Annotated in this window: 10 protein-coding genes; 2 read left to right on the top strand and 8 right to left on the bottom strand. The window is 60.1% G+C overall.

Annotated elements, in window-relative coordinates:
• Nucleotides 1-5: 5 nt before the first annotated feature.
• From XH81_RS26860 to rfbC, 8 genes are all read right to left on the bottom strand, one after another.
• The gene (locus tag XH81_RS26860; protein WP_097668682.1) at nt 6-1,349 is read right to left on the bottom strand and encodes an HlyD family type I secretion periplasmic adaptor subunit; all 1,344 of its coding nucleotides are present in this window, start codon (nt 1,347-1,349) and stop codon (nt 6-8) included.
• A gap of 80 nt (nt 1,350-1,429) precedes the next feature.
• Entirely contained in the window at nt 1,430-3,634 is a 2,205-nt protein-coding gene (locus XH81_RS26855) for a peptidase domain-containing ABC transporter (RefSeq protein ID WP_080670222.1), read from the bottom strand.
• Nucleotides 3,612-3,947 (bottom strand): hypothetical protein, encoded by a 336-nt coding sequence (locus tag XH81_RS26850; RefSeq protein WP_028143639.1) that lies wholly within the window; start codon nt 3,945-3,947, stop codon nt 3,612-3,614. Before XH81_RS26850 ends, XH81_RS26855 begins: the two co-directional genes overlap by 23 nt.
• A 10-nt stretch (nt 3,948-3,957) precedes the next feature.
• Nucleotides 3,958-10,623 (bottom strand): DUF4082 domain-containing protein, encoded by a 6,666-nt coding sequence (locus XH81_RS26845; RefSeq protein ID WP_080670221.1) that lies wholly within the window; start codon nt 10,621-10,623, stop codon nt 3,958-3,960.
• Between the two features lie 87 nt (nt 10,624-10,710).
• Nucleotides 10,711-11,613 (bottom strand): glucose-1-phosphate thymidylyltransferase RfbA, encoded by a 903-nt coding sequence (gene rfbA, locus XH81_RS26840; protein WP_080670220.1) that lies wholly within the window; start codon nt 11,611-11,613, stop codon nt 10,711-10,713.
• Nucleotides 11,522-12,511 carry a dTDP-4-dehydrorhamnose reductase gene (gene rfbD / locus XH81_RS26835; RefSeq protein ID WP_049801695.1) on the bottom strand — a complete coding sequence of 330 codons (990 nt, stop codon included), beginning with the start codon at nt 12,509-12,511 and terminating at the stop codon, nt 11,522-11,524. The genes rfbA and rfbD overlap by 92 nt, the downstream gene beginning before the upstream one ends.
• 7 nt (nt 12,512-12,518) lie before the next feature.
• The gene (rfbB, locus tag XH81_RS26830) at nt 12,519-13,577 is read right to left on the bottom strand and encodes a dTDP-glucose 4,6-dehydratase (protein WP_028143637.1); all 1,059 of its coding nucleotides are present in this window, start codon (nt 13,575-13,577) and stop codon (nt 12,519-12,521) included.
• Nucleotides 13,578-13,587: 10 nt separating this feature from the next.
• Nucleotides 13,588-14,145, bottom strand: coding sequence for a dTDP-4-dehydrorhamnose 3,5-epimerase (gene rfbC, locus XH81_RS26825; protein ID WP_028143636.1), 558 nt, complete (start codon nt 14,143-14,145; stop codon nt 13,588-13,590).
• A 297-nt stretch (nt 14,146-14,442) separates the two neighbouring features.
• Here rfbC and XH81_RS26820 point away from each other — a divergent pair, with 297 nt between their 5' ends.
• Together XH81_RS26820 and XH81_RS26815 are read left to right on the top strand one after the other, a co-directional pair.
• The gene (locus XH81_RS26820) at nt 14,443-16,776 is read left to right on the top strand and encodes an AAA family ATPase (RefSeq protein WP_095426577.1); all 2,334 of its coding nucleotides are present in this window, start codon (nt 14,443-14,445) and stop codon (nt 16,774-16,776) included.
• Between the two features lie 95 nt (nt 16,777-16,871).
• A complete protein-coding gene (locus tag XH81_RS26815) occupies nt 16,872-18,971 on the top strand; it encodes a hypothetical protein (RefSeq protein ID WP_049801696.1) in 2,100 nt (699 codons plus the stop codon).
• Nucleotides 18,972-19,044 lie beyond the last annotated feature (73 nt).

The following is a 19,044-nucleotide window of genomic DNA, read 5'->3' as shown; positions in this document are numbered from 1 at the left end:
TCGGCTCAGTACTCCCGGATGCTTTCATCCAAGCCGCGAAGCAGGGGATAGAGAAAATATGAAATCACCGTTCGCTGTCCGACCTTCATCTCGGCGGTGACTGCCATACCAGGCATCAACTGAACGCGCTCGGACGGCAGCCGAAGGTGCGTGTCCCGCAGATCGATCAGTACGCGGTAATAGGGAGCTGACGACCGGCGCACACCTTCGGCCTTCGCCTCTGGCGAGAATGAGTCCTGACTAATGACTCCGACCTCGCCAGTAGCGGTGCCGTACTTCTGAAATGGAAATGCCTCGAACTTCACTCGTACGGCCTGCCCGACCGCCACCTGCCCGATATCCCTACCCTCCACGTTGACCTCCGCCCGGAGCGTCTCGTCCCGTGGAACCAGCACAAACAAAGTCTCGGCCTCGCGGACCACCGAACCCACCGTCCGATTGGCAATGTCGAGTACCACCGCATCCGCCGGTGCATTCAGCACGATCAGCTGCCGACGGAGCTCCGCCTTTTTGAGCTCTTCGGCAGTGCCATCCCGCTTTGGCAACGTCTCGACAAGTTCCTGATAGGCGCCGCGGCGAAACTCGGCAGCGAACACCTTCTGGTCTGCACGGGCCTTGTCCAGACGATGCGTGTTGTCGACGATGCTGCCACGGACTCGCGCCAGGTTGCTTTCGACCTCCAACCGCGCATCCCGTGATAGCAGGAAGTTCAGTCTTGAACCGACCTCCTTGGCCATCAACGCGCTTCGCATGGCTTCAATGGACTGCATCGTGTCCAGCCGCTGGGCCAGGACCAACTCCTCGCTCTGAGCCGTTTTTAGATTGGCCTGTGCGGACGCAATCTGTGCGTCATAGTTCTGGATCTGAAGGTCGTAAGCCGCCTTCCTCTGGAGGAATACCCTTCTCTGCAGAGCTTGGTCGGCGTTCGCCGCCTCATCGAGGCCGTAGTCCGTGCCGTCCAACTCGGCTCGAAGCCGGCCGATGGAGGCGTCGAGACCCGCCAGGCGACCGCGCAGTTGAGCAAGATCGGCTTGAGAGAATGTCGGATCGAGGACCGCAAGAACGTCGCCGCGATTGACGGCGTCGCCGGCCTTGACGCGAATCTCCCGAATAACCGACGTTTCCAGCGGCTGTACAACCAGGTTCGGACGCGTCGTGATCAACTTACCCTGCGCAGTCACAATCATATCAACGCGAGACACGCATGCGAATGTGATCGCCGCAGCGATCAGGGCGACGACGCAATAGAGCGTGATCCGTCCCACACGCGGTGGCGTCTGCTGCTCGATCTCGGCTGCGTCTGATTGAAATTGCGCGACAAAGCGAGAATCTGTGGGCGCGGACCTCATGAGCCGGCGTCTCGTCCGTGAACCGGACGGAGGCCCGGATCTGCCTGAGGCTGCTTCAGCTCTGATCTTTTCAGCCGCAGTCATGCGACCTGCCTCGTCTGCTGGTTCCAGAGATGCCTGTAGAAGCTGCATTTCGACAGCAGCGCGTCATGACGATCTACATCGACGACCCGTCCACGGTCGATCACCAAGATCTGGCTTGCGTCCGACAACATCGAAAGCCGATGCGATACGATGACGACGGTCCGTCCCTCCGCGATACGTCGCAGATTGCGCCGAATGATCGCCTCGCTCTCGGAATCCAGTGCGCTGGTGGCCTCATCGAGGATCAGGATACGCGGGTTGACGATCAAGGCCCGCGCGATCGCAAGCCGCTGCTTTTGCCCGCCTGACAGGTTCGATGCCTGCTCCTCGAGCATGGTGTCGAACCCCCTCGGCAACCGCTCTATGAACTCGTCCGCACCGGCGAGCTGAGCCGCCCGGACGACCTCCTCGAACGTGGCGTCGCGCCTCACGCATGCGATATTTTCGCGCACTGTGCCCCGGAACAGGAAACTGTCCTGGAGCACGATCCCTAGATTCCGTCGCAGATGGGCGAGATCGATCTCGCGCGAATCGTGACCGTCGATGCGCACCAACCCCTGCTGCACCGGATACATTCCCGCGATCAGGCGTGTCAGCGTTGTCTTGCCCGAACCGCTCCGGCCGACAATTCCGAAGATCGAGCCGGGAGCGATCGAGAACGACACGTCGTCCAGCGCCGGCGTTCCCTCCCCATAGCGAAACGTGACGTTTTCAAACTCGATCTGCCCGGCGAAGTCGGGCCGCACGCCTTCGCGACGACCGTCGCGTTCCAGCTCCGTGTTCATGACCTCGCCGAGCATCTTAACGGCGAGCGCAACCTCTTGATATTCGTGCACCATGGTCACCATCTGTACCAGCGGCCCCGAAACGCGTCCCGCCAGCATGTTGAAAGCGACAAGTGCGCCGATCGTCATCTCGCCGCCGAAGACATCGAGCGCACCAAGTGCGACGATGCCGAGCGTCATCATCTTCTCGAGGAAACCGGTCAAGGCCTGAGCGCCCGCCGAGATTTTTTCGACGCCAAACCGCATCGATACCGACTGCGCGCAACGATCGTCCCATGTCCTGTTCTGGCCGGGCTCCATGGCCAACGACTTCACGGTACGCATGCCGTGCACGGTCTCAACGAGGAGCGCCTGGCGCCCGGCTTCGGCCTGATAAAGCTGGTAGAGCCGCCGTCGGAACGGTCCCATCAGAATAGCAATCACGCTCGCGCTGATGGCGGTGAAGGCCAGCACGACGCACGTCAGCTTGATGCTGTATAGCGCCAGAACAGGCAGAAAGACGAAAAGCGAAAGCGCGTCCAAGGCGGTCAGGAACAGTCGGCCGGTCAAGAACTCACGGATTCGTCCGGCCTGCTGCATGTGCTTCACCAACACGCCGGCCGAGATGCGCTCGAAGAAGGTTACCGGAAGTCCCAAAAGATGCCGAAACGTCCTGGTCGCGACCCGGATGTCGATCTTGTTCGTGGCATAGAGCAGCAGGTAGCGCCGCAAGAAGCTGAAGACGGCGTCGAAACAGAGCGCAAGGATCGCGCCAGCCGAGAGCACGTAGAGTGTCGTGAGGCTCTCATGGACAAGAACCTTGTCGATCACGAGCTGAAAGAAGATCGGAAGCGCCAGCCCGAGCGCATAGAGGAACACCGCAGCAATTGCGACGTCGGAAAGGAGCCGCCACTCCCGCAGCATTTCGGGTATGAACCAGCGCAGCCCGAAGGGCCTGTGGCCCTGCGATGGGGAACTCTCGCGCTTGAACAGAACGACCTTTCCGGTCCACCTGGAGCAGAAGCGGTCCGCATCGACCAGCAGGTGCTCTCCCGTCCGCTCGGCCAGAGGATCAAAGACCGTTACAGCGTCGCATTCCGGGCCGGCGCCGACCACGAGGACCCAGTTGAGGTTCGAGAGCTGGACAAGAGCCGGATAGGCCTCGCCGAGCTGGCATATCGCCTTCCAATCGAGCTGCGCCGTGCGGGCGCGAAGGCCCGCATCATGAGCCATGCGGAGCAAGAGATCGGTCGAGATGCCAGTCTCGTCGACGGCATAGGCGTGCCGCAACCGATCAGAAGGCAGATCGATACCGTGATGGGCAGCGATCCTTGACAGGCATTCAAGGGCCGTTTGAGCAGCCCGACGCGGCTCGTCCTCGGACGACGGCGGTTCTGGTTCGAACCTCTCGATTTCAACGGAAGTTGGTTGAGGCATTGGAAGATCGCGGATTGTCCGAAACTGACGAGGCAGGCTCGACGCGCGCACTCGCCTGTGGCGCGGCCATCGGCGTCCTCGGCCGAGAGCGCTGGACGACGCCGGCATCGACCAGACCCTGAAGCGCGTTCTGCATCACCTCCACGGAGTTCGCGAACGACTCCGCCGAAAAGATCAGCCTTTGGCGAAAGACTTTCTTGGGCGCGTTGTTGGCATCACGTTCCGTGGGCGAGAGACTGACCAGGTCGACCCGCACGATCGACCCGCCAATTGTGACCTCGTCAATCCCGTCAGTATAGAGCTCTGTATGCATTGCGGTTCTCCTATGCTGCTAGCTGCGGTCTGAAGAGGACGTCAACCGCGTAGCTCGTCGCGTTGAAGGTGTTGGTGGGGAAGAGGCTTCCGGATCCGTATGCATAGACGCCGTTTCCGCCGCTGGACGCGGATGACGGAGCGGTCAATGGTCCGTTGGTTACCGAACTGGCAAATAGATTCGGATCGTCCGAGTAGTTTCCCGCAGTGTGGTAGGAGGCGATATAGGTCGTGCCCGCCGTGATGGTGACCGGCGTTGCAAAGTTGACCTGCTGCCAGCCACTCGCCGTCTCATTGGTAAATGTGGCCGTCGCTAGCAGGGTCCCGGTGCTGCTCCAAAGATCGGCGACGTGAGTGCCGGTATTGGATGGTCCCTTGTAGAAGCGCAGCCCCATGACGTCGCCAGTGGTGGACGCCTGGAACTTCATACCGAGCTCAACCGAATTCGGATCATTCACCGTCACCACGCTGGGCGTTGGATTCGAGCTGAACAGGCTTACGGTGCTTGCTGACGGCGCGTGAACGGTCACGGTCGCACTTGCGCTCGCCGTCCCGCCTCGACCGTCCGAGATCGTGTAATTGAACGAGGCCGGTCCGGTGTAATTGCTCGCCGATGTGAACGTCACCGTATTGTTCTGGGTGCTGAAGCTAGCGGTCCCGTTGACGGCCCCGCTGACCCCGGTGATTGTTAGCGCATCCCCGTTAGGATCGGTATCGTTTGCGAGGAGTGCCGAACCAGAAATGCTGAGTGGCACGTTTTGGGTGGCGTTGAAGCCGCTGTCGTTGTTGGCGATCGGCGGCTGGTTCGTGCCGCCACTCCCGTTGCTGAACAACACATCGACCCAATAGTTTGTCGCGCTGAATGTACTGGTTGGAAACAGATTGCCTGTTCCATAAGTGTACACACCATTGTTGCTCGCGGGAGCCGTGAGCGGCCCGTTCGTGCGTGCGGCGGTAAAGTAGTTTGACGTCGTCGCATAGCGTCCGTTGCTGTGGAAGCTCGCCACGTAGGTGGATCCGGCCGCAATCGAGACGGGGCTGCTGAATGTGAGGGTTTGCCAACCGCTGCTGGTCTCGTTGGAGAAGGTTGCGCTCGCGAGAAGCGTTCCCGTGCTGCTCCACAGTGAGCCGGTGTGAGAGCCGGTGTCGTTTGCACTCTTGTAGTACTTGATCCCGGTAATCGTGCCGGCAGCGGAGGATGTGAACCGTACGCCGAGATTGACCTGAGATGTGTCGGACGTCGAGAGCACCGAAGGCGTATCGGACGCCGAGAACAAGCTGACCGTCGAGGAGGCCGTGCCCACTGCTATGTTGAACGTCTCGCTTGCCGTGAGTCCGCCGAGATCAGTCGCGGCGGCCTTCACACCGAGCGTGCCGACGTCGGCCGACGCCGGCGTGCCACTGAAAGTCCGGGTCGACGCATTGAAAGCCAACCAGGCGGGAAGCGCCGAGCCGTCGGCCGCAGTTGCCGTATAGGCGAGTGAATCCCCGGAATCCACATCGGTGAAGGTGCCGGCCGGCAGCGTCAGCGAGAAGGCCGAACCAACCGTTGCAGTCTGGTTGCCGGTTTGGGCCGCCAGGACCGGCGCATCATTGGCGCCATGAATGGTGACTGTGAGCGTAGTCGACGATGTTGCGCCGGCGGCGTCACGCATCGTGTAATTGAACACGTCCGTCAGCGTGGTAGTCGATAGCCGCAAGGCTTGGATGGCAGAGTCAGTTTCATTGACGGTATAGGTGAAAGCACCCGAAGCATTGAGCACGAGACTTCCGTGCGCTCCATTCAGCGCCGAGCCCAGCGTGCCGGAAGTCGAACCGAAGCTGACCGCAGTCACGGCCTTCGTATCGCCTGCGTCCGGATCGGTGTCGTTGGTCAGAACGTTTCCCGTGGCGGGTGAGCCGCCGCTGCCGTTACTGACACCGCCCTTCTCGGTCGCGTCACCCGTGTCGGCGACGGCGGTTGGCGGGGCGTTCGCGGTCGTTGTCACGACAATATTGAACGTTTCGCTCGCGGTGAGGCTGCCGAGATCCGTCACAGCTGCCTTCACACCCAGCGTGCCGACATCCGCTGACGATGGTGTACCGCTAAAGGTTCGAGTTGATGCGTTAAAGGTCAGCCAGGCGGGAAGTGCGGAGCCGTTCGCCGCTGTCGCACCATAGGTGAGTGAATCGCCGGAATCGACGTCGGTGAAGGTGCCGGCCGGCAGCGTCAGCGAGAACGCCGAACCCACTGTCGCGGTTTGGTTACCGGTCTGGATCGCCAGCACCGGTGCATCATTGGCACCGTGAATGGTGACTGTGAGCGTGGTCGAGGATGTTGCGCCGGCGGCATCACGCATCGTGTAATTGAAGACATCCGTCAGCGTGTTGTTCGCAAGCCGCAGCACCTGCACGGCGGGATCCGTCTCGCTGACCGTATAGGTGAAGGTCCCTGAGGCGTTGAGCACGAGGCTTCCATGCGCGCCATTCAGCGCTGAGCCGATCGTGCCGGAGGTCGAACCGAAGCTGACCGCAGTTACGGTCTTCGTATCGCCGGCGTCCGGATCGGTGTCGTTGGTCAGCACGTTTCCAGTGGCGAGCGAACCGCCGGTGCTGTTATTGACGCCGCCCTTCTCGGTGGCGTCGCCGGTGTCGGCCACGGCGGTCGGCGACCTGTTCGTAGCGGCGGATCCATTGAAGACCACGTCGACAAAGTAGTTGGTCGACTTGTAGACGTTGGCCGGGAAGACGGTCCCGGTTCCGTAGGCGTACACTCCATTCCCCGCCGCTGGCGCGGTCAACTGGCCGTTCGTAACTGAACTCGTGAAGTAGTTCGGAGTGTCGGAATAATTTCCGTTGGTGTGGTAGGACGCGACATATGTCGTTCCCGCGGAAATGGCGATCGGGCTCGCGAAACTGACCTGCTGCCAGCCGCTGGCCGTCTCGTTCGCGAAGGTCGCCGTACCAAGGAGCGTTCCCGTCGAGCTCCACAGATGCGCGACATGGGTACCGGTATTCGACGATCCCTTGTAGAAACGAAGGCCGGTTATCGTCCCGCTCACAGAAGCGGAAAACTTGACTCCGACCTCGACGGAGCTCGTATCACCCGAATTGGCCACGCTCGGCGCGGCGTTTGTGGCGAACAGGCTTTGCGCGGAGACGGGATAGTTGACGTTGAGGAGAACCTGGCCGGTTCCGGTGGCCTCGCTCGTGTCAGTGATCGTATAGGAAAATTGCGCCGATCCCGCGAAATTCGCGGTCGGAGTGAACGTCACTGTCTGAGCCTGAGCGTTGTAGCTTACGCTACCGTTGATTGGGCTGCTCACGCCGGTGATCGAAAACGACAGGCCGGCCGGATCCGTATCATTGGCGAGCAGCGCCGATGCCGGAATGGTCAGAACACCGTTTTCGGTTACGTTAAAACCGCTGTCATTGTTGGCCTGTGGCTGCTGGCTGGTATTTCTGAAGACGACATCGACCCAATAATTCTGAGCCTTCACAATCGAAACAGTGTTCGGGAAAAGCGGTCCGGGACCGTAGGCATAGACACCGTTGAGGCCGCTGCCTGTCGCCGTCAGCGCACCGTGCGTATGGCCGGCATTGTCGAAATAGAAGTCGGTCGTAGAGTACTGACCGGTATTCGTGTGATAGGAGGCGATGTAGGTGACCCCGGCCTGCACATGGACCGGTGTCGCGAAATTCACCTGTTGCCAACCACTCGCGCTTTCGTTGGTGAACGTGGCGCTCGCAAGCAGTACGCCATTCGTCGTCCAGAGATCGCCCAGATGCGTCCCCGTGTTCTGCGGCCCCTTGTAGAACCGGATGCCGGTGATATCGCCGGACTCGGCGGCGACGAACTTCACACCCAATTCTACAGCGCCGGCGTCGTTGGTTGTGACTACGGCCGGCGTATCGGTCGGATTGAAGATCGTCAGGTTCGACGAAGGCGTGACGGTGTAAGCAACGCCCTGGCCGGCCGTCTCGAGGTTCAGGCTGTCGTCCACCGCCCGGCTCTTGATGTTGTACTGGCCGGAAGCGCCAGCGGAGAATGTATACGACCAGGTCACATTCGCGATGCCGACTCTGCTGCTGGCGGGATGCCACGTCTGTCCACTGTCTGCCGAGACTTCAACACCGCCGATGACGCCGCCCGCATCGCTCGCCGATCCGGTGACGGTAACCGACTGGCCCTCCGGGATGCTGCTGGCCGAGACGTTCGTGACGGTGGATGTTGGAGCAGTGTGATCAGTCGATTGGGAAGCAATTACCAGACTCGCTTGCAGCGTCGCGGGTTGCACGCCCATGTCGGCGAGCACATTGACCGTTGCTTGCTGGACGTTCGGATCAATCGGCGTAGCGGACCCAACCACCTGGTCGTGATCGGAGGCGAGGCCCCACGACCAGAACACCGTGCCGGCCCCGAAAACAAGGGCACCGCTGACCGGGTCGCGAAACTCGACCAGATTATGAGTTGCTGTTCCGTTGCCCGTGGTGTTGCCGTAGTCCAGGAGATATTGGCCGGTGATCTGCAGCGTCGAAGACGACACATTTACCAGTCCAGCCGGGCGGAAGCCGTTATCAGGCGACGAATCCCACTCATAACCGAGCAGATTCTGTACAAGCGAGGCGGTTTGGCCCACCGGCGTATTGGCAACCGACGTATTGCGCCAGAAGCGCAACTTCGTCATGTCGTACGGAATCCGGATAATATCCGTGCGATCGGAGTCCACCTGAAATACCTGGCCGGTGAGGGCGTTGGAAGGGATTCCCGACAGGCCTCCAGTCGACGCAAAGCGCGCGTCCATGAAGGTGCCAGTCGCCGTTCCAGTTGGGTCGATCAACTGATTGGCGTGGGTGTCCTTGTACGAGATCAGGGTGCGGTTGGCCGTCTGGCTGGCATCGATACTGGGCGCGAGTCTCGTTTGCCAATACACTTCGTTGCCACTGAGAAACATCAGATTGACGCCGGCACGGCCGGCCGCCTGGACGTTGGAAAACTGGCTGTCGGTCCAATATTCATCGTGACCGACATCCATGTAGACTTGATGGTTGAGCAGGAGTGATCCGCTGGTCGCAGCGTCGATGCCGGAGATATAGGAGACGTCGTATCCGTTCTGCTCAAGCCAGTAGATCGCCGGATATTCCGCCGAGAACACCATATCGTTGGCGGTGCCGTACAGACCACCGTCACGCGTCGTAATGGGGCGGTTGTAGCTTACGGCATAGGCCGAACCGTTGATGCCAGGTCCGTTGCCGGTGTAAAGATTGGCTCCGCCCCAGGGGTTGTAGGCTTGCCACGTCTGATCGGCCGTCTGAAATACCACAGCGCTGTGCGACGCATCGTTGCGGATGACGAATGGAATCTGGAAGATCTGCGTTCCGTCGATGACGTTGGCGATGTACACGCCAGAAACGGCGTCAGTCGGTATGCTCCATGAGTCGGTCACGCTCCAGTTGCCGGCGTCGACGAGGCCCGTCGATGCGTTCTTCAATGGCGCCGGCTGCACAACCGAAGTTGCGGCCTGATGCTGTACGGTCGTAATCAGTCTGGCGCCGTTGCCGCCGTAATAACCCAGCCGGTAGATATCGATACGATAATTCGGATTGCCCGTCTGGTTGTTGATCTTGAATTGAACGGTGCCGCCGATGTTGGTACTTATCGCTGTCGTGAACCCCTGGATTTTCGTTGAGTCCGCGCCAGGGTCGATCTGCCAGATATTTGGCGATGTGCCTTGTTTCTGATTTTCCAGTACGATCGGGTTCGTGACTGGGTCTGCAACGAGCGTGCCGCCCTGCCCATCACTTGCAAAGGTCCAGTTCGTATCCTGGCCGGAGAACAGCAGAGTGACATTGCCGACTCCATTGCTGAAATCGACTGTGCTGATGTTTGAGCCCAGGTCGTAATGAACGGAGGCCGACATCGTCGACGTGAAAGCGAAATCCCTGAGGTCGATCAGATTGCCGGTTGAAAGCGGTCGGTCCGGCGACGAACTCCCGATCAGGCCATGAAATTGGGCGGAGCGATCGAGAACCAGGGTGCCGACGTCCGTCTCGAACGAGACGGTTATTCCGTAAAACGAACCGTTCACGAGCTGTCCGGAGACCGAGCCTCCGATCTCGAGTGCCGATTTGTCGGAAATCGCGAAGGCGCCCGACCCGCGGACATCACCTTTGAAGTCCGCTGCGGCAACCCCCTCGCCGCCGGGTGATCCGACCTTGATGCTCCCGTTATTTATGGCGTTACCTTCCACCACGAACGACGAGTCTTCCCCGAGCGCGATCGTCACACCTGCTTCAACGATCAAACTGCCCACATCGACATTGGCTCTGGTCGTGACAACATAGGATCCAGGCGCGCCAATGAAGGCGCCGTGCGCCGCCGTCGGAATACCCGCACTCCAATTCGTGGCGACATTCCAATAGCCGCCGCTCGAACTTATCCAATGTGTCGTACCGGCTCGCGAACGCGAAGACGCGGCCGCCGCTCGCAGATCGGAGCTTGAGGAGAGTAGCGAGCCGAGGCTGTCCGGGCGCGTCAGGGTGCTGGTCGTCCTCCACAGCCAGGCAGCGTCTCTGCTCCGGATCGCATTCCAGAGGGGCGCACCGAGCAAGTCAGCATCTATCTGGCCGAAATCACCCTCTTCCGGGAGGAGCGGCCTTGCCGGCCGATGGAAGACGCTCGCCTTTTGATTCAACATGGCCAGCCCTCGAGCTTCGCAAGCGAAGTATTTAATTTAAAAGAACCGCGCCGGTCAATTAATTAAATCGGAAATAATAATTTTAAATCAGCCGTCGATTGCGACGCCGGAGCGCGCGCCGGGCAACCGCAGGATTTCATTGAGGTATCTGCCGTATCCGCTCTTCTCCAGCGGCTGAATCAGTCCAAGAAGCTGATCTTCATCGATGAATCCCTGCCGAAAGGCGACCTCCTCGAGACAAGCCACCTTCATGCCCTGTCGTTTTTCAAGCGTCTGCACAAAGGTCCCTGCGTCGAGAAGCGACTCGACCGTGCCCGTGTCCAACCATGCAAAGCCCCGTCCCATGCGCTCGACGTGGAGAGCGCCGGCCGCGAGATAGCGCATTTGCAGATCGGTGATCTCGAGCTCTCCCCGCGGCGACGGCTTGACACGGCGGGCATATCGCACGACCCGGTTGTCGAAGAAATAAAGACCGGTGATCGCCCAGTTCGATGTCGGCTTTCTCGGCTTTTCCTCGATTCGTAGTGGGCGGCCCGCCTCGTCGAACGTAACGACGCCATATCGTTCGGGATCGCGCACGTGATACGCGAACACGGTTGCGCCTTCCTCGCGGGCTGCCGCCCTTGTGAGAAGTTCGCGCAAGCCGCCGCCGAAGAAGATATTGTCTCCGAGCACCATTGCGACGCGATCGGTTCCGATGAAATCGGCACCTACGATGAAGGCTTCCGCCAGGCCGCCGGGACGAGGTTGCTCCGCATAGCTGAGGCTAATCCCCCACTGGCTTCCATTTCCGAGCAATCGCTCAAACTGAGACCGGTCTGCCGGGGTCGTGATCACCAGGATTTCGCGGATTCCTGCCAGCATCAGCGTCGACAGCGGGTAGTAGATCATCGGCTTATCATAGATGGGCAGCAACTGCTTGCTCACCACACGCGTGATCGGATAGAGCCGCGTTCCGCTGCCGCCAGCCAGGACTATTCCCTTCAGCATCGGTGTCTCCTTTTCCGACAAGTTGGTCGAGACAGGTTTCGAGAGAGTGGCGCCAGGCCGGCAATCGAATTCCAAACACGCGCTCCACTTTGGACGAGTCCAGGCGGGAGTTCAGGGGCCTGCGCGCAGCGCAGGGGTACTGCTCAGTCGTGATCGCTTCCAGCGCCGGCGGCCGCACTCCACGACGGGATAAACCATCGAAAATTGCCTCGGCGAAGCCGTGCCAGCTCGTTGTTCCCTGGCCGGACACATGGAAGATGCCTGCCGCGATGCGGCGATCATCTGTGATCGACCGCTCTGCGATCTTCAGGAGCGCTGCGGCCAGCTCCGCTGCTGACGTCGGGCTTCCGTGTTGGTCGCAGACCACCCTTGCGATTGGACGCGTTTCGGCCAGCCGCAACATCGTCCGAACGAAGTTGCTGCCTGTTGCGCTGTAGATCCAAGACGACCTGACGACAGTCGCGAGAGGATGCGCCGCCAGAACGGCCGCCTCGCCGGCCAACTTTGACGCGCCATATGTGTTCAACGGCGCCGGAACGTCGGTCTCGTCGTAAGCCTCGCTCTTGGCACCGTCAAAGACGTAATCCGTCGATAAATGCACAAGCGGAATGTTTCTCTGCCATGCGACATCCGCTAACGCAGCTGCACCATCGCGGTTGACACTGAAGGCTTTTCCGACTTCCGACTCTGCCCGATCCACAGCCGTATAAGCCGCGGCATTAATGATCATGCAGGGGGCGATCGAGGCGACCGTCCTGTCGATCCCGTCCCGGACTTCTAGGTCGAGTTCCTCACGTCCGAGGGCCACTGCAGATAGGCCGCTAAGCGCAGCGAGATCACGAAGGCAACTGCCCAATTGGCCGTTTCGACCAGCAATCAGAATCGGTCGTTCGATCATGGCAACCTCAGTGGCGGGTGGCTGGGAGACCAAGGCGCGCGCCGTCGTAGACCATATTGCGAGCCCGCGCCCACCAGGCGCCGCTGGCCAGATACCATTCCACCGTGTCGGCGAGACCTTGTTCGAAGCTTCGGGTCGGCTGCCATCCCAGCTCGCTGCGCGCTTTGGACGCATCGATTGCGTAACGTGCGTCGTGTCCCGGACGGTCCGGCACAAACGAGATCAAGGATCGCCTCGCTGTCGGCCCCGGACGTAGTCGATCAAGCACGTCACAAATCTGGGTGACTACCTCCAGGTTCGAGCGTTCGCTATCGCCGCCGAAATTGTACTTCTCTCCGGCCCTGCCCTCGAACAGCAGCCTGATCAGGCCTGCGGCGTGATCGTCGACATGAAGCCAATCGCGCACATTGCTGCCGTCGCCATAGACAGGCAACGGCTTGTGCTCAATCGCGTTGAGAACCGTCAGGGGAATGAGCTTTTCCGGGAATTGGAATGGTCCGTAATTGTTCGAACAATTGGAGACGATCACCGGCAAGCCATAGGTCTTATACCAGGCGAGCGCGAGGTGGTCCGAGGCGGCCTTGCTCGCCGAATAGGGTGAACTCGGCCGGTAAGGGGTATCTTCCCGGAAGCAGTCGACCGGCCCCAATGAACCGTAGACCTCGTCCGTCGACACGTGAATGAACCTGAACTGACTTCGCCTCTGGCTTGAAAGCCCGTCGTAATATCGTCTGGCAGCTTCCAGTAGAGTATAGGTACCGACGATGTTGGTGCTAACGAACGCTGCCGAGCCTGTAATCGACCGATCGACATGGCTCTCCGCTGCCAAGTGGATGACTGCGCTTGGCTCCCACTCGTGAAACAAGCGAGTGACCGCCTCCTGATCGCAGATGTCATGCTGCTCGAATCGATAACAGCTGGTACCTTCGATGGATGCCAGCGAGGCCAAATTGGCCGCATAGGTCAACTTGTCGACATTGACGACCGAGGCACCGGCTTCCAGCACCAACTGTCGACAGACCGCAGACCCGATAAATCCCGCTCCTCCGGTCACCAGGACACGCATGCCACGCCCTCTATTCAAACACTGAAGCAAGCTGGTCGAAACGGGGAAGCGCCCGATCCTTCGGTGAAAGCTGGGCCGCCGAGGCCCTCACCGGCCACTCGATAGCCAATTCCGGATCGGCCCAATGGATGCCGGCGTCGTGGTCCGGAGAGTAGACCTCGTCGACCTTGTAAAAGACCGTAGTTTGAGGCTCGAGCGTACAGAAACCGTGAGCGAACCCTTTTGGAACGAGCAACTGCTCGTCAGTCTCGCTATCCAGTTTGACCGAGACGTGCCGGCCGAATGTCGGCGACCGCCGCCGAAGGTCGACCACCACGTCAACGATCGCTCCCCTTAACACGCGAACCAGCTTGGTCTGCGCGAAAGGAGGCTGCTGGAAGTGCAATCCGCGAACCGTCCCGACTCGCTCCGAGCAGGATTGATTGTCTTGGATGAAATCGTGAGAAATTCCTCTTTCGGCGAAAGCAGAGCGACGAAACGTCTCGCAAAAATAGCCGCGCGTATCGGAAAAGCGTTTCGATCGGACCAGCTTGACATCCGGAATCGCCAAACTTCGCACTTCCAGCATGACCGCACGCTCCGATAAGCGGCGCTAGCGCCCGGACGGTCGGCCTATTCTCCCCATGTCCTCCCAACTGAGCGGCGCAGCAGACCAAGTCCGCCTCGCTCAGTTCGCGACAAATATCGGGTTTAATCGGACGCCGGCCCTTCATCGAGTTAATTTCCAGACAATTAATGCCTGAGCCAGATTTAATTGGCAATACAAAATTTATCAGATATATTATTTTAAATACGGCCGCGGATTCGAATATCGCCTACGGCCCCGTGCTCCCGCGCGACTGTCAATAGCCGAGAGAATTGTCCGATGCTTCAGACCAATACGCTCCAAACCGATGGGGCACGTCTGCCCTCCTCCATGCCAATGCAGGCGGATCGCCAAGACGCCGCGGGCATCGGCGAGCTCATTAAATTGGCGCTCGTCTTTATAAGGCGGCAATACCTCGTCATCATTTTCACCACCGTCCTGGCAGGTGCCGCCAGCCTGATATATCTCCGACTGGTTTCGCCGGCCTACACGGCGCAGGTTCAGGTCCTGTTCGAAAACCCGAGGGCACAATTCCTCCAGAAGCAATCGTTGCTCTCCGAACCGATCGTCGATGTCACTCAGATCGAAACGCAGCTGCAGATCATCAAGTCGCAGGCAACCGCTGCGGCCGTGATCAAGCAGCTAAAATTGGGCGATCATCCGGATTTCAAGGAGTCCCGGTCGCTGCAGTCCTGGCTACTGAGCTGGCTTCGACGATGGCGATCGAATGCGTCGGAAGCTGCGCAATCTGCCGCGCCAGAGCAACTCTCAGAAGCCGCCATTGCGAGCTTTCTGGATCGCCTATCTGCAGGTCGAGTTGGCTACAGTCACGTTATTGAAGTCAACTTCACCTCGAGCGATCCAGCGCTAGCGGCGGAAATCGCGAACGCAATTGCCAAAGCCTACATCAACGATCAGCTCGACGCGAAATTTGAAGCCAGCCGCACTGCAACAAATTGGCTGCGGGAACGGCTGCGAAACCTCGGTGAGGAGGCGTTGACCGCCGAACGTGCCGTTGACGCTTACAAATCTCAGAACAACATCGTTTCGCCCGGTGGAAAACCGATCGACGAGCAGCAGATCACGGAACTCAATACTCGGCTGGCTACCGCCCGTGCGCAGAGTTCGGAGGCTGCGGCCAAGCTGTCCCGCTACGAAACTCTCCTCGGCACCGACCCGGCAAAACCATCCGCGATAAGCAATCTGGATGCCATCGGCTCCGACGCGATGAACAGTCCAATCATTACGTCGCTACGCCAGCAATATCTCGAACTCTCCAGGCGTGAGGCCGAGTTATCGGCACGCGTCGGGCGCGACCATCTGGCGGTCGTTAACGTCCGAAACAGGCTCCGTGAATTTCGGGTCTCCATTCTAGACGAGGTGAGGAGACTTTCCGAGATCAGCCGCAGCGAAGCCGAACTCGCAAAGCAACGGCAGCAGGAGATCGAAAAACGTCTGTCCGTTGCCATTGCGCAGTCGCGCCTCACGAACTCGGCAGAGCTGACGATAAGAGATTTGGAAAGTCGCGCAAAAAGCCTGCGGGCCCTCTACGATACCTTCCTTCAGCAGTACATGGGCTCGACGCAACAGGAGACCTTCCCTATCTCTGAAACCCGGGTCATCTTCCCCGCCTCCGCCGCTCAAACCAAGAGCAAACCGAAGACGAAGGTCGTGCTGAGTTTCGGTCTTCTGGGTGGCCTCGCGCTGGGACTACTGCTCGGTTTCGTGAGAGACGTAATGGACCGCGTTTTCCGTACCTCTTCCCAGCTCGAGGCCGCGCTGGAACTGCCGTGCCTGTCTCTCGTGCCAATCCTGAACTTACCCAAGCCGCAGAGGCCGTCGGCCCGGCTTCAACAGACGCAGGAAGACTCGAGCCAACGAATACTTTCGACCGCTCCGGACATTCATCGCGCCGTCGTAGGCATGCCCCTGTCTCGGTACACGGAGGCCATCCGTGCGATCAAGATTGCGATCGATCACAGCCCGGCAAAGACCCCCAACCAGGTGATTGGCCTGACGTCAGCTCTCCCAAACGAAGGCAAGACCACGATTGCTGCTTCCGTGGCGCAACTTATCGGACACAGCGGGAAGAAGGTCATCATAGTGGACTGCGATCTCCGGAATCCATCGCTCTCGGCCCGTCTCGTCCCGAAGGCGGTGGATGGCATTATTGAAGTCATGAACGGTGATCGCCCACTCGAGGAGGTGGTATGGCGGGATCCGAGGACAAATCTTGCCGTTCTTCCGGCCGTTCAACGCGGGCCCGTACTTCACTCGAGCGAACTTCTGTCCGACAGCGCGATATGCAAGCTCTTTGATCGCCTGCGACAAAGCTATGACTATGTCATTGTAGATCTTCCGCCGCTGAGTCCGCTTGTCGACGTACGGGTCACGGCGCCTCTGATCGATTGTTACGTTCTCGTCGTCGAGTGGGGACGCACCAAGATCGAGGTCGTTCAGCATGCACTGCACACTGCCCCGACGATCTCGGACTCGCTGATCGGCGCAGTCTTGAACAAGACGGACATCAAGGCAATGGCGCGATACGACACCCATCGAAGCGACTACTACGACGACAGTCACTATGTTCGTTACGGTCTTTCGAGCTCTTGAGCGGCCCCCTCGCCGCGCACCATCACGATTTGCGCGTTAGACGGTCTGCCGATCGGAGCATCCGGAGGAACGTCAAGCCAGAGAGGTGACGTGGTATGCTCGTCAGGTTCCTGATGCTGGCACTCGTTGTGTCCGTCGCAGCAGCTTTTGCAATGCCCGAGATCCCGCAGCAGCGAGCTCTATCCTCTGCTCTCCTCGCGACGGCGGTGCTGGCAACCGCAATCTTCGCCTCATCCTCCGCAATCGCGAGTCTGGTACGGCGGTCGGGACTCGTTCTCATCCTCATTCTCGCTGTACCGGCGATTTACATGGCCGTCCAGCTCGCGCCAGTTCCTGTCCACGGCCTCGGCAATCCGATATGGGAAACGGCATCGGCCGCCTTGAATGCTCCCCTCGCCGAACGGCTCACGGTGGACGTCCGTGCAACCGTGCAGGCATTCTTGCACTACAGCACTGCCGTCGCCCTCGCGCTCATCACGACCGTCGTCGCGCTGGACAGACAGCGTGCGTGGCAACTCCTCTCCATGCTGGTCGCGATCTCGACGATCGTCAGTGCGTACCTGCTGTTGCGGCAGACGATCGGAGCGGACGGTTTCTCGCGCGGCGATACTCCTGTCCTCGCAGCGACCGGCGCAGTCCCGGCAGTGCTGGGGCTGGTGCTGTCCGCAGCGATGATGACCCGTGCGTTCGAGGACCGCCGCCGTGTCAAGCAACGCCCATTTCGAGTGGCAACGACCCCTTGGTTCGCACTCCTCGCGACACTTCTCTGTCTGTCGGCAATCCTCGCCAGCGGAGACGGGATGGGAACGGCCACAGCGGCATTGCTCGGAGTGGGAATCGTGCTCGCCGCGTTCGCGATCCGGAACTGGTTCTCTGGGGTTTGGGGTATCGCGAGCGTCCTGGCCACGGCTGCCGTGTTGTTTCTGGCGGCCTTCACCCTCATGCCGATAAGGCCTAATGCCGATCTGACAGTCGCCCTGTCCGAGCACCCCCCGGGGGCGACTGAGCGGATGTTGCAGGATGCCGGCCATGCCGGCTCCGGCGCGGGAACCTACGCGGCATTGCTGCCAATCCATCGCGATATTGCCGCGCCGTTGTCACGAGAGCGCCCGACGGCTGCCGCGGCCATCGCAATCGAGATGGGCCGCCCCTTTCTGTACGGCGTGTTGATCGTTGCGGTGGTTGGCGCCGGGGCCTTGCTCAGATGCTCCCTGCGGCGAAGGCATGACTACGTCTACGCGGCCATTGGCGCCGGCGCTGCGACTTCGTTGGTTGTGCTGGCCTTGGTCGAAGACGGCATTCTCGAGTTCGGCGCATCGCTGTTGGCTGCCGCGCTGTTCGGACTTGCGGTCGCCCAAAGCCAGCGTGATACAGGCGCCGTAACCGAGCAGTCGCGGTCGGCGCGGCCCGTCGTTGGACTGGATAGTCCGGGCCCGGCATGCGCGCCAATACGCTCATATGGGATTGGCAATGCATCGATGCGTGTTGGATTGGGCACCATCGCAGTCGCGCTGATCGCGCAAACGGTCTGGCTGCTCGCTCAGCCGTCGTATCCCGGCGGTTTGCCGGTTGAAGCGCTCGTTCCCAATGATGCCTCACGCCAAGCACTTCTGAGAGTGCTGCCGCAGAACTCACTGCGCAGTGATGGAGATTTGCGGTCTGGGAGACCCGCTGCCGCCCCACAGCCCGCGGCCAATGGAGCAGCCGCCTCAAGACCGGAGTTCGGAGTCCATCCTGCCGCGCCGACTGTACTGGCGCAGGCACTGCGGTCCTCGCCATTACGAGGGGATCTTTGGCTCATGCTTGCGGCACTGTCGAGGGAACAAAGATCGGTCGAATACGACGTCGCGGCCTTGCTGAAACTCTCATACTACACAGCTCCAAACGATCTGGCCCTGCTTCCGCTACGACTGACTGCCGCTCTCGGCGAGGCTTCGGTCGTCAGCGATCCCGAATTGCGTGAACTGGTGCAGCGCGACGCCAAGATTGCCTTTGCTAGGCAGCCCGCTCTTCGACCCGCTCTCATTGCAGCCTATCAATCGGCGTCGGCGGAGGGGAAGGCCCTGGTGGACAATCTGATTTCGGAATGGGATTCAGCAGCTCTTCAAAGCATGCGCAAGGAAGGCCCGATCCCGGGACCTAAAGCGGATCCACCTTTGCCGAGCCGGACATGGGGTCGAGGGGCGGCGCGGTAGTTCCAAACCCGTTCCGCTTCGATGGGCAGTTCTTCGAGCACGCGCCAGATCCGAAGAGCGTCATTTGGTATCA

The organism is Bradyrhizobium sp. CCBAU 25360, assembly GCF_028128695.1.
GTDB lineage: Bacteria > Pseudomonadota > Alphaproteobacteria > Rhizobiales > Xanthobacteraceae > Bradyrhizobium > Bradyrhizobium ottawaense.
The sequence above is the reverse complement of the archived record's forward strand: the minus strand, read 5'-3'. Positions and strand labels throughout refer to the sequence as shown.

Excerpts from the sequence above, each read along its gene's own strand:
- rfbD (WP_049801695.1), bottom strand. The coding sequence starts at position 12,511 with ATGATCGAACGACCGATTCTGATTGCTGGTCGAAACGGCCAATTGGGC.
- XH81_RS26860 (WP_097668682.1), bottom strand. The coding sequence starts at position 1,349 with ATGAGGTCCGCGCCCACAGATTCTCGCTTTGTCGCGCAATTTCAATCA.
- rfbC (WP_028143636.1), bottom strand. The coding sequence starts at position 14,145 with ATGCTGGAAGTGCGAAGTTTGGCGATTCCGGATGTCAAGCTGGTCCGA.
- rfbB (WP_028143637.1), bottom strand. The coding sequence starts at position 13,577 with ATGCGTGTCCTGGTGACCGGAGGAGCGGGATTTATCGGGTCTGCGGTC.
- XH81_RS26855 (WP_080670222.1), bottom strand. The coding sequence starts at position 3,634 with ATGCCTCAACCAACTTCCGTTGAAATCGAGAGGTTCGAACCAGAACCG.
- XH81_RS26820 (WP_095426577.1), top strand. The coding sequence starts at position 14,443 with ATGCTTCAGACCAATACGCTCCAAACCGATGGGGCACGTCTGCCCTCC.
- XH81_RS26815 (WP_049801696.1), top strand. The coding sequence starts at position 16,872 with ATGCTCGTCAGGTTCCTGATGCTGGCACTCGTTGTGTCCGTCGCAGCA.
- rfbA (WP_080670220.1), bottom strand. The coding sequence starts at position 11,613 with ATGCTGAAGGGAATAGTCCTGGCTGGCGGCAGCGGAACGCGGCTCTAT.
- XH81_RS26845 (WP_080670221.1), bottom strand. The coding sequence starts at position 10,623 with ATGTTGAATCAAAAGGCGAGCGTCTTCCATCGGCCGGCAAGGCCGCTC.
- XH81_RS26850 (WP_028143639.1), bottom strand. The coding sequence starts at position 3,947 with ATGCATACAGAGCTCTATACTGACGGGATTGACGAGGTCACAATTGGC.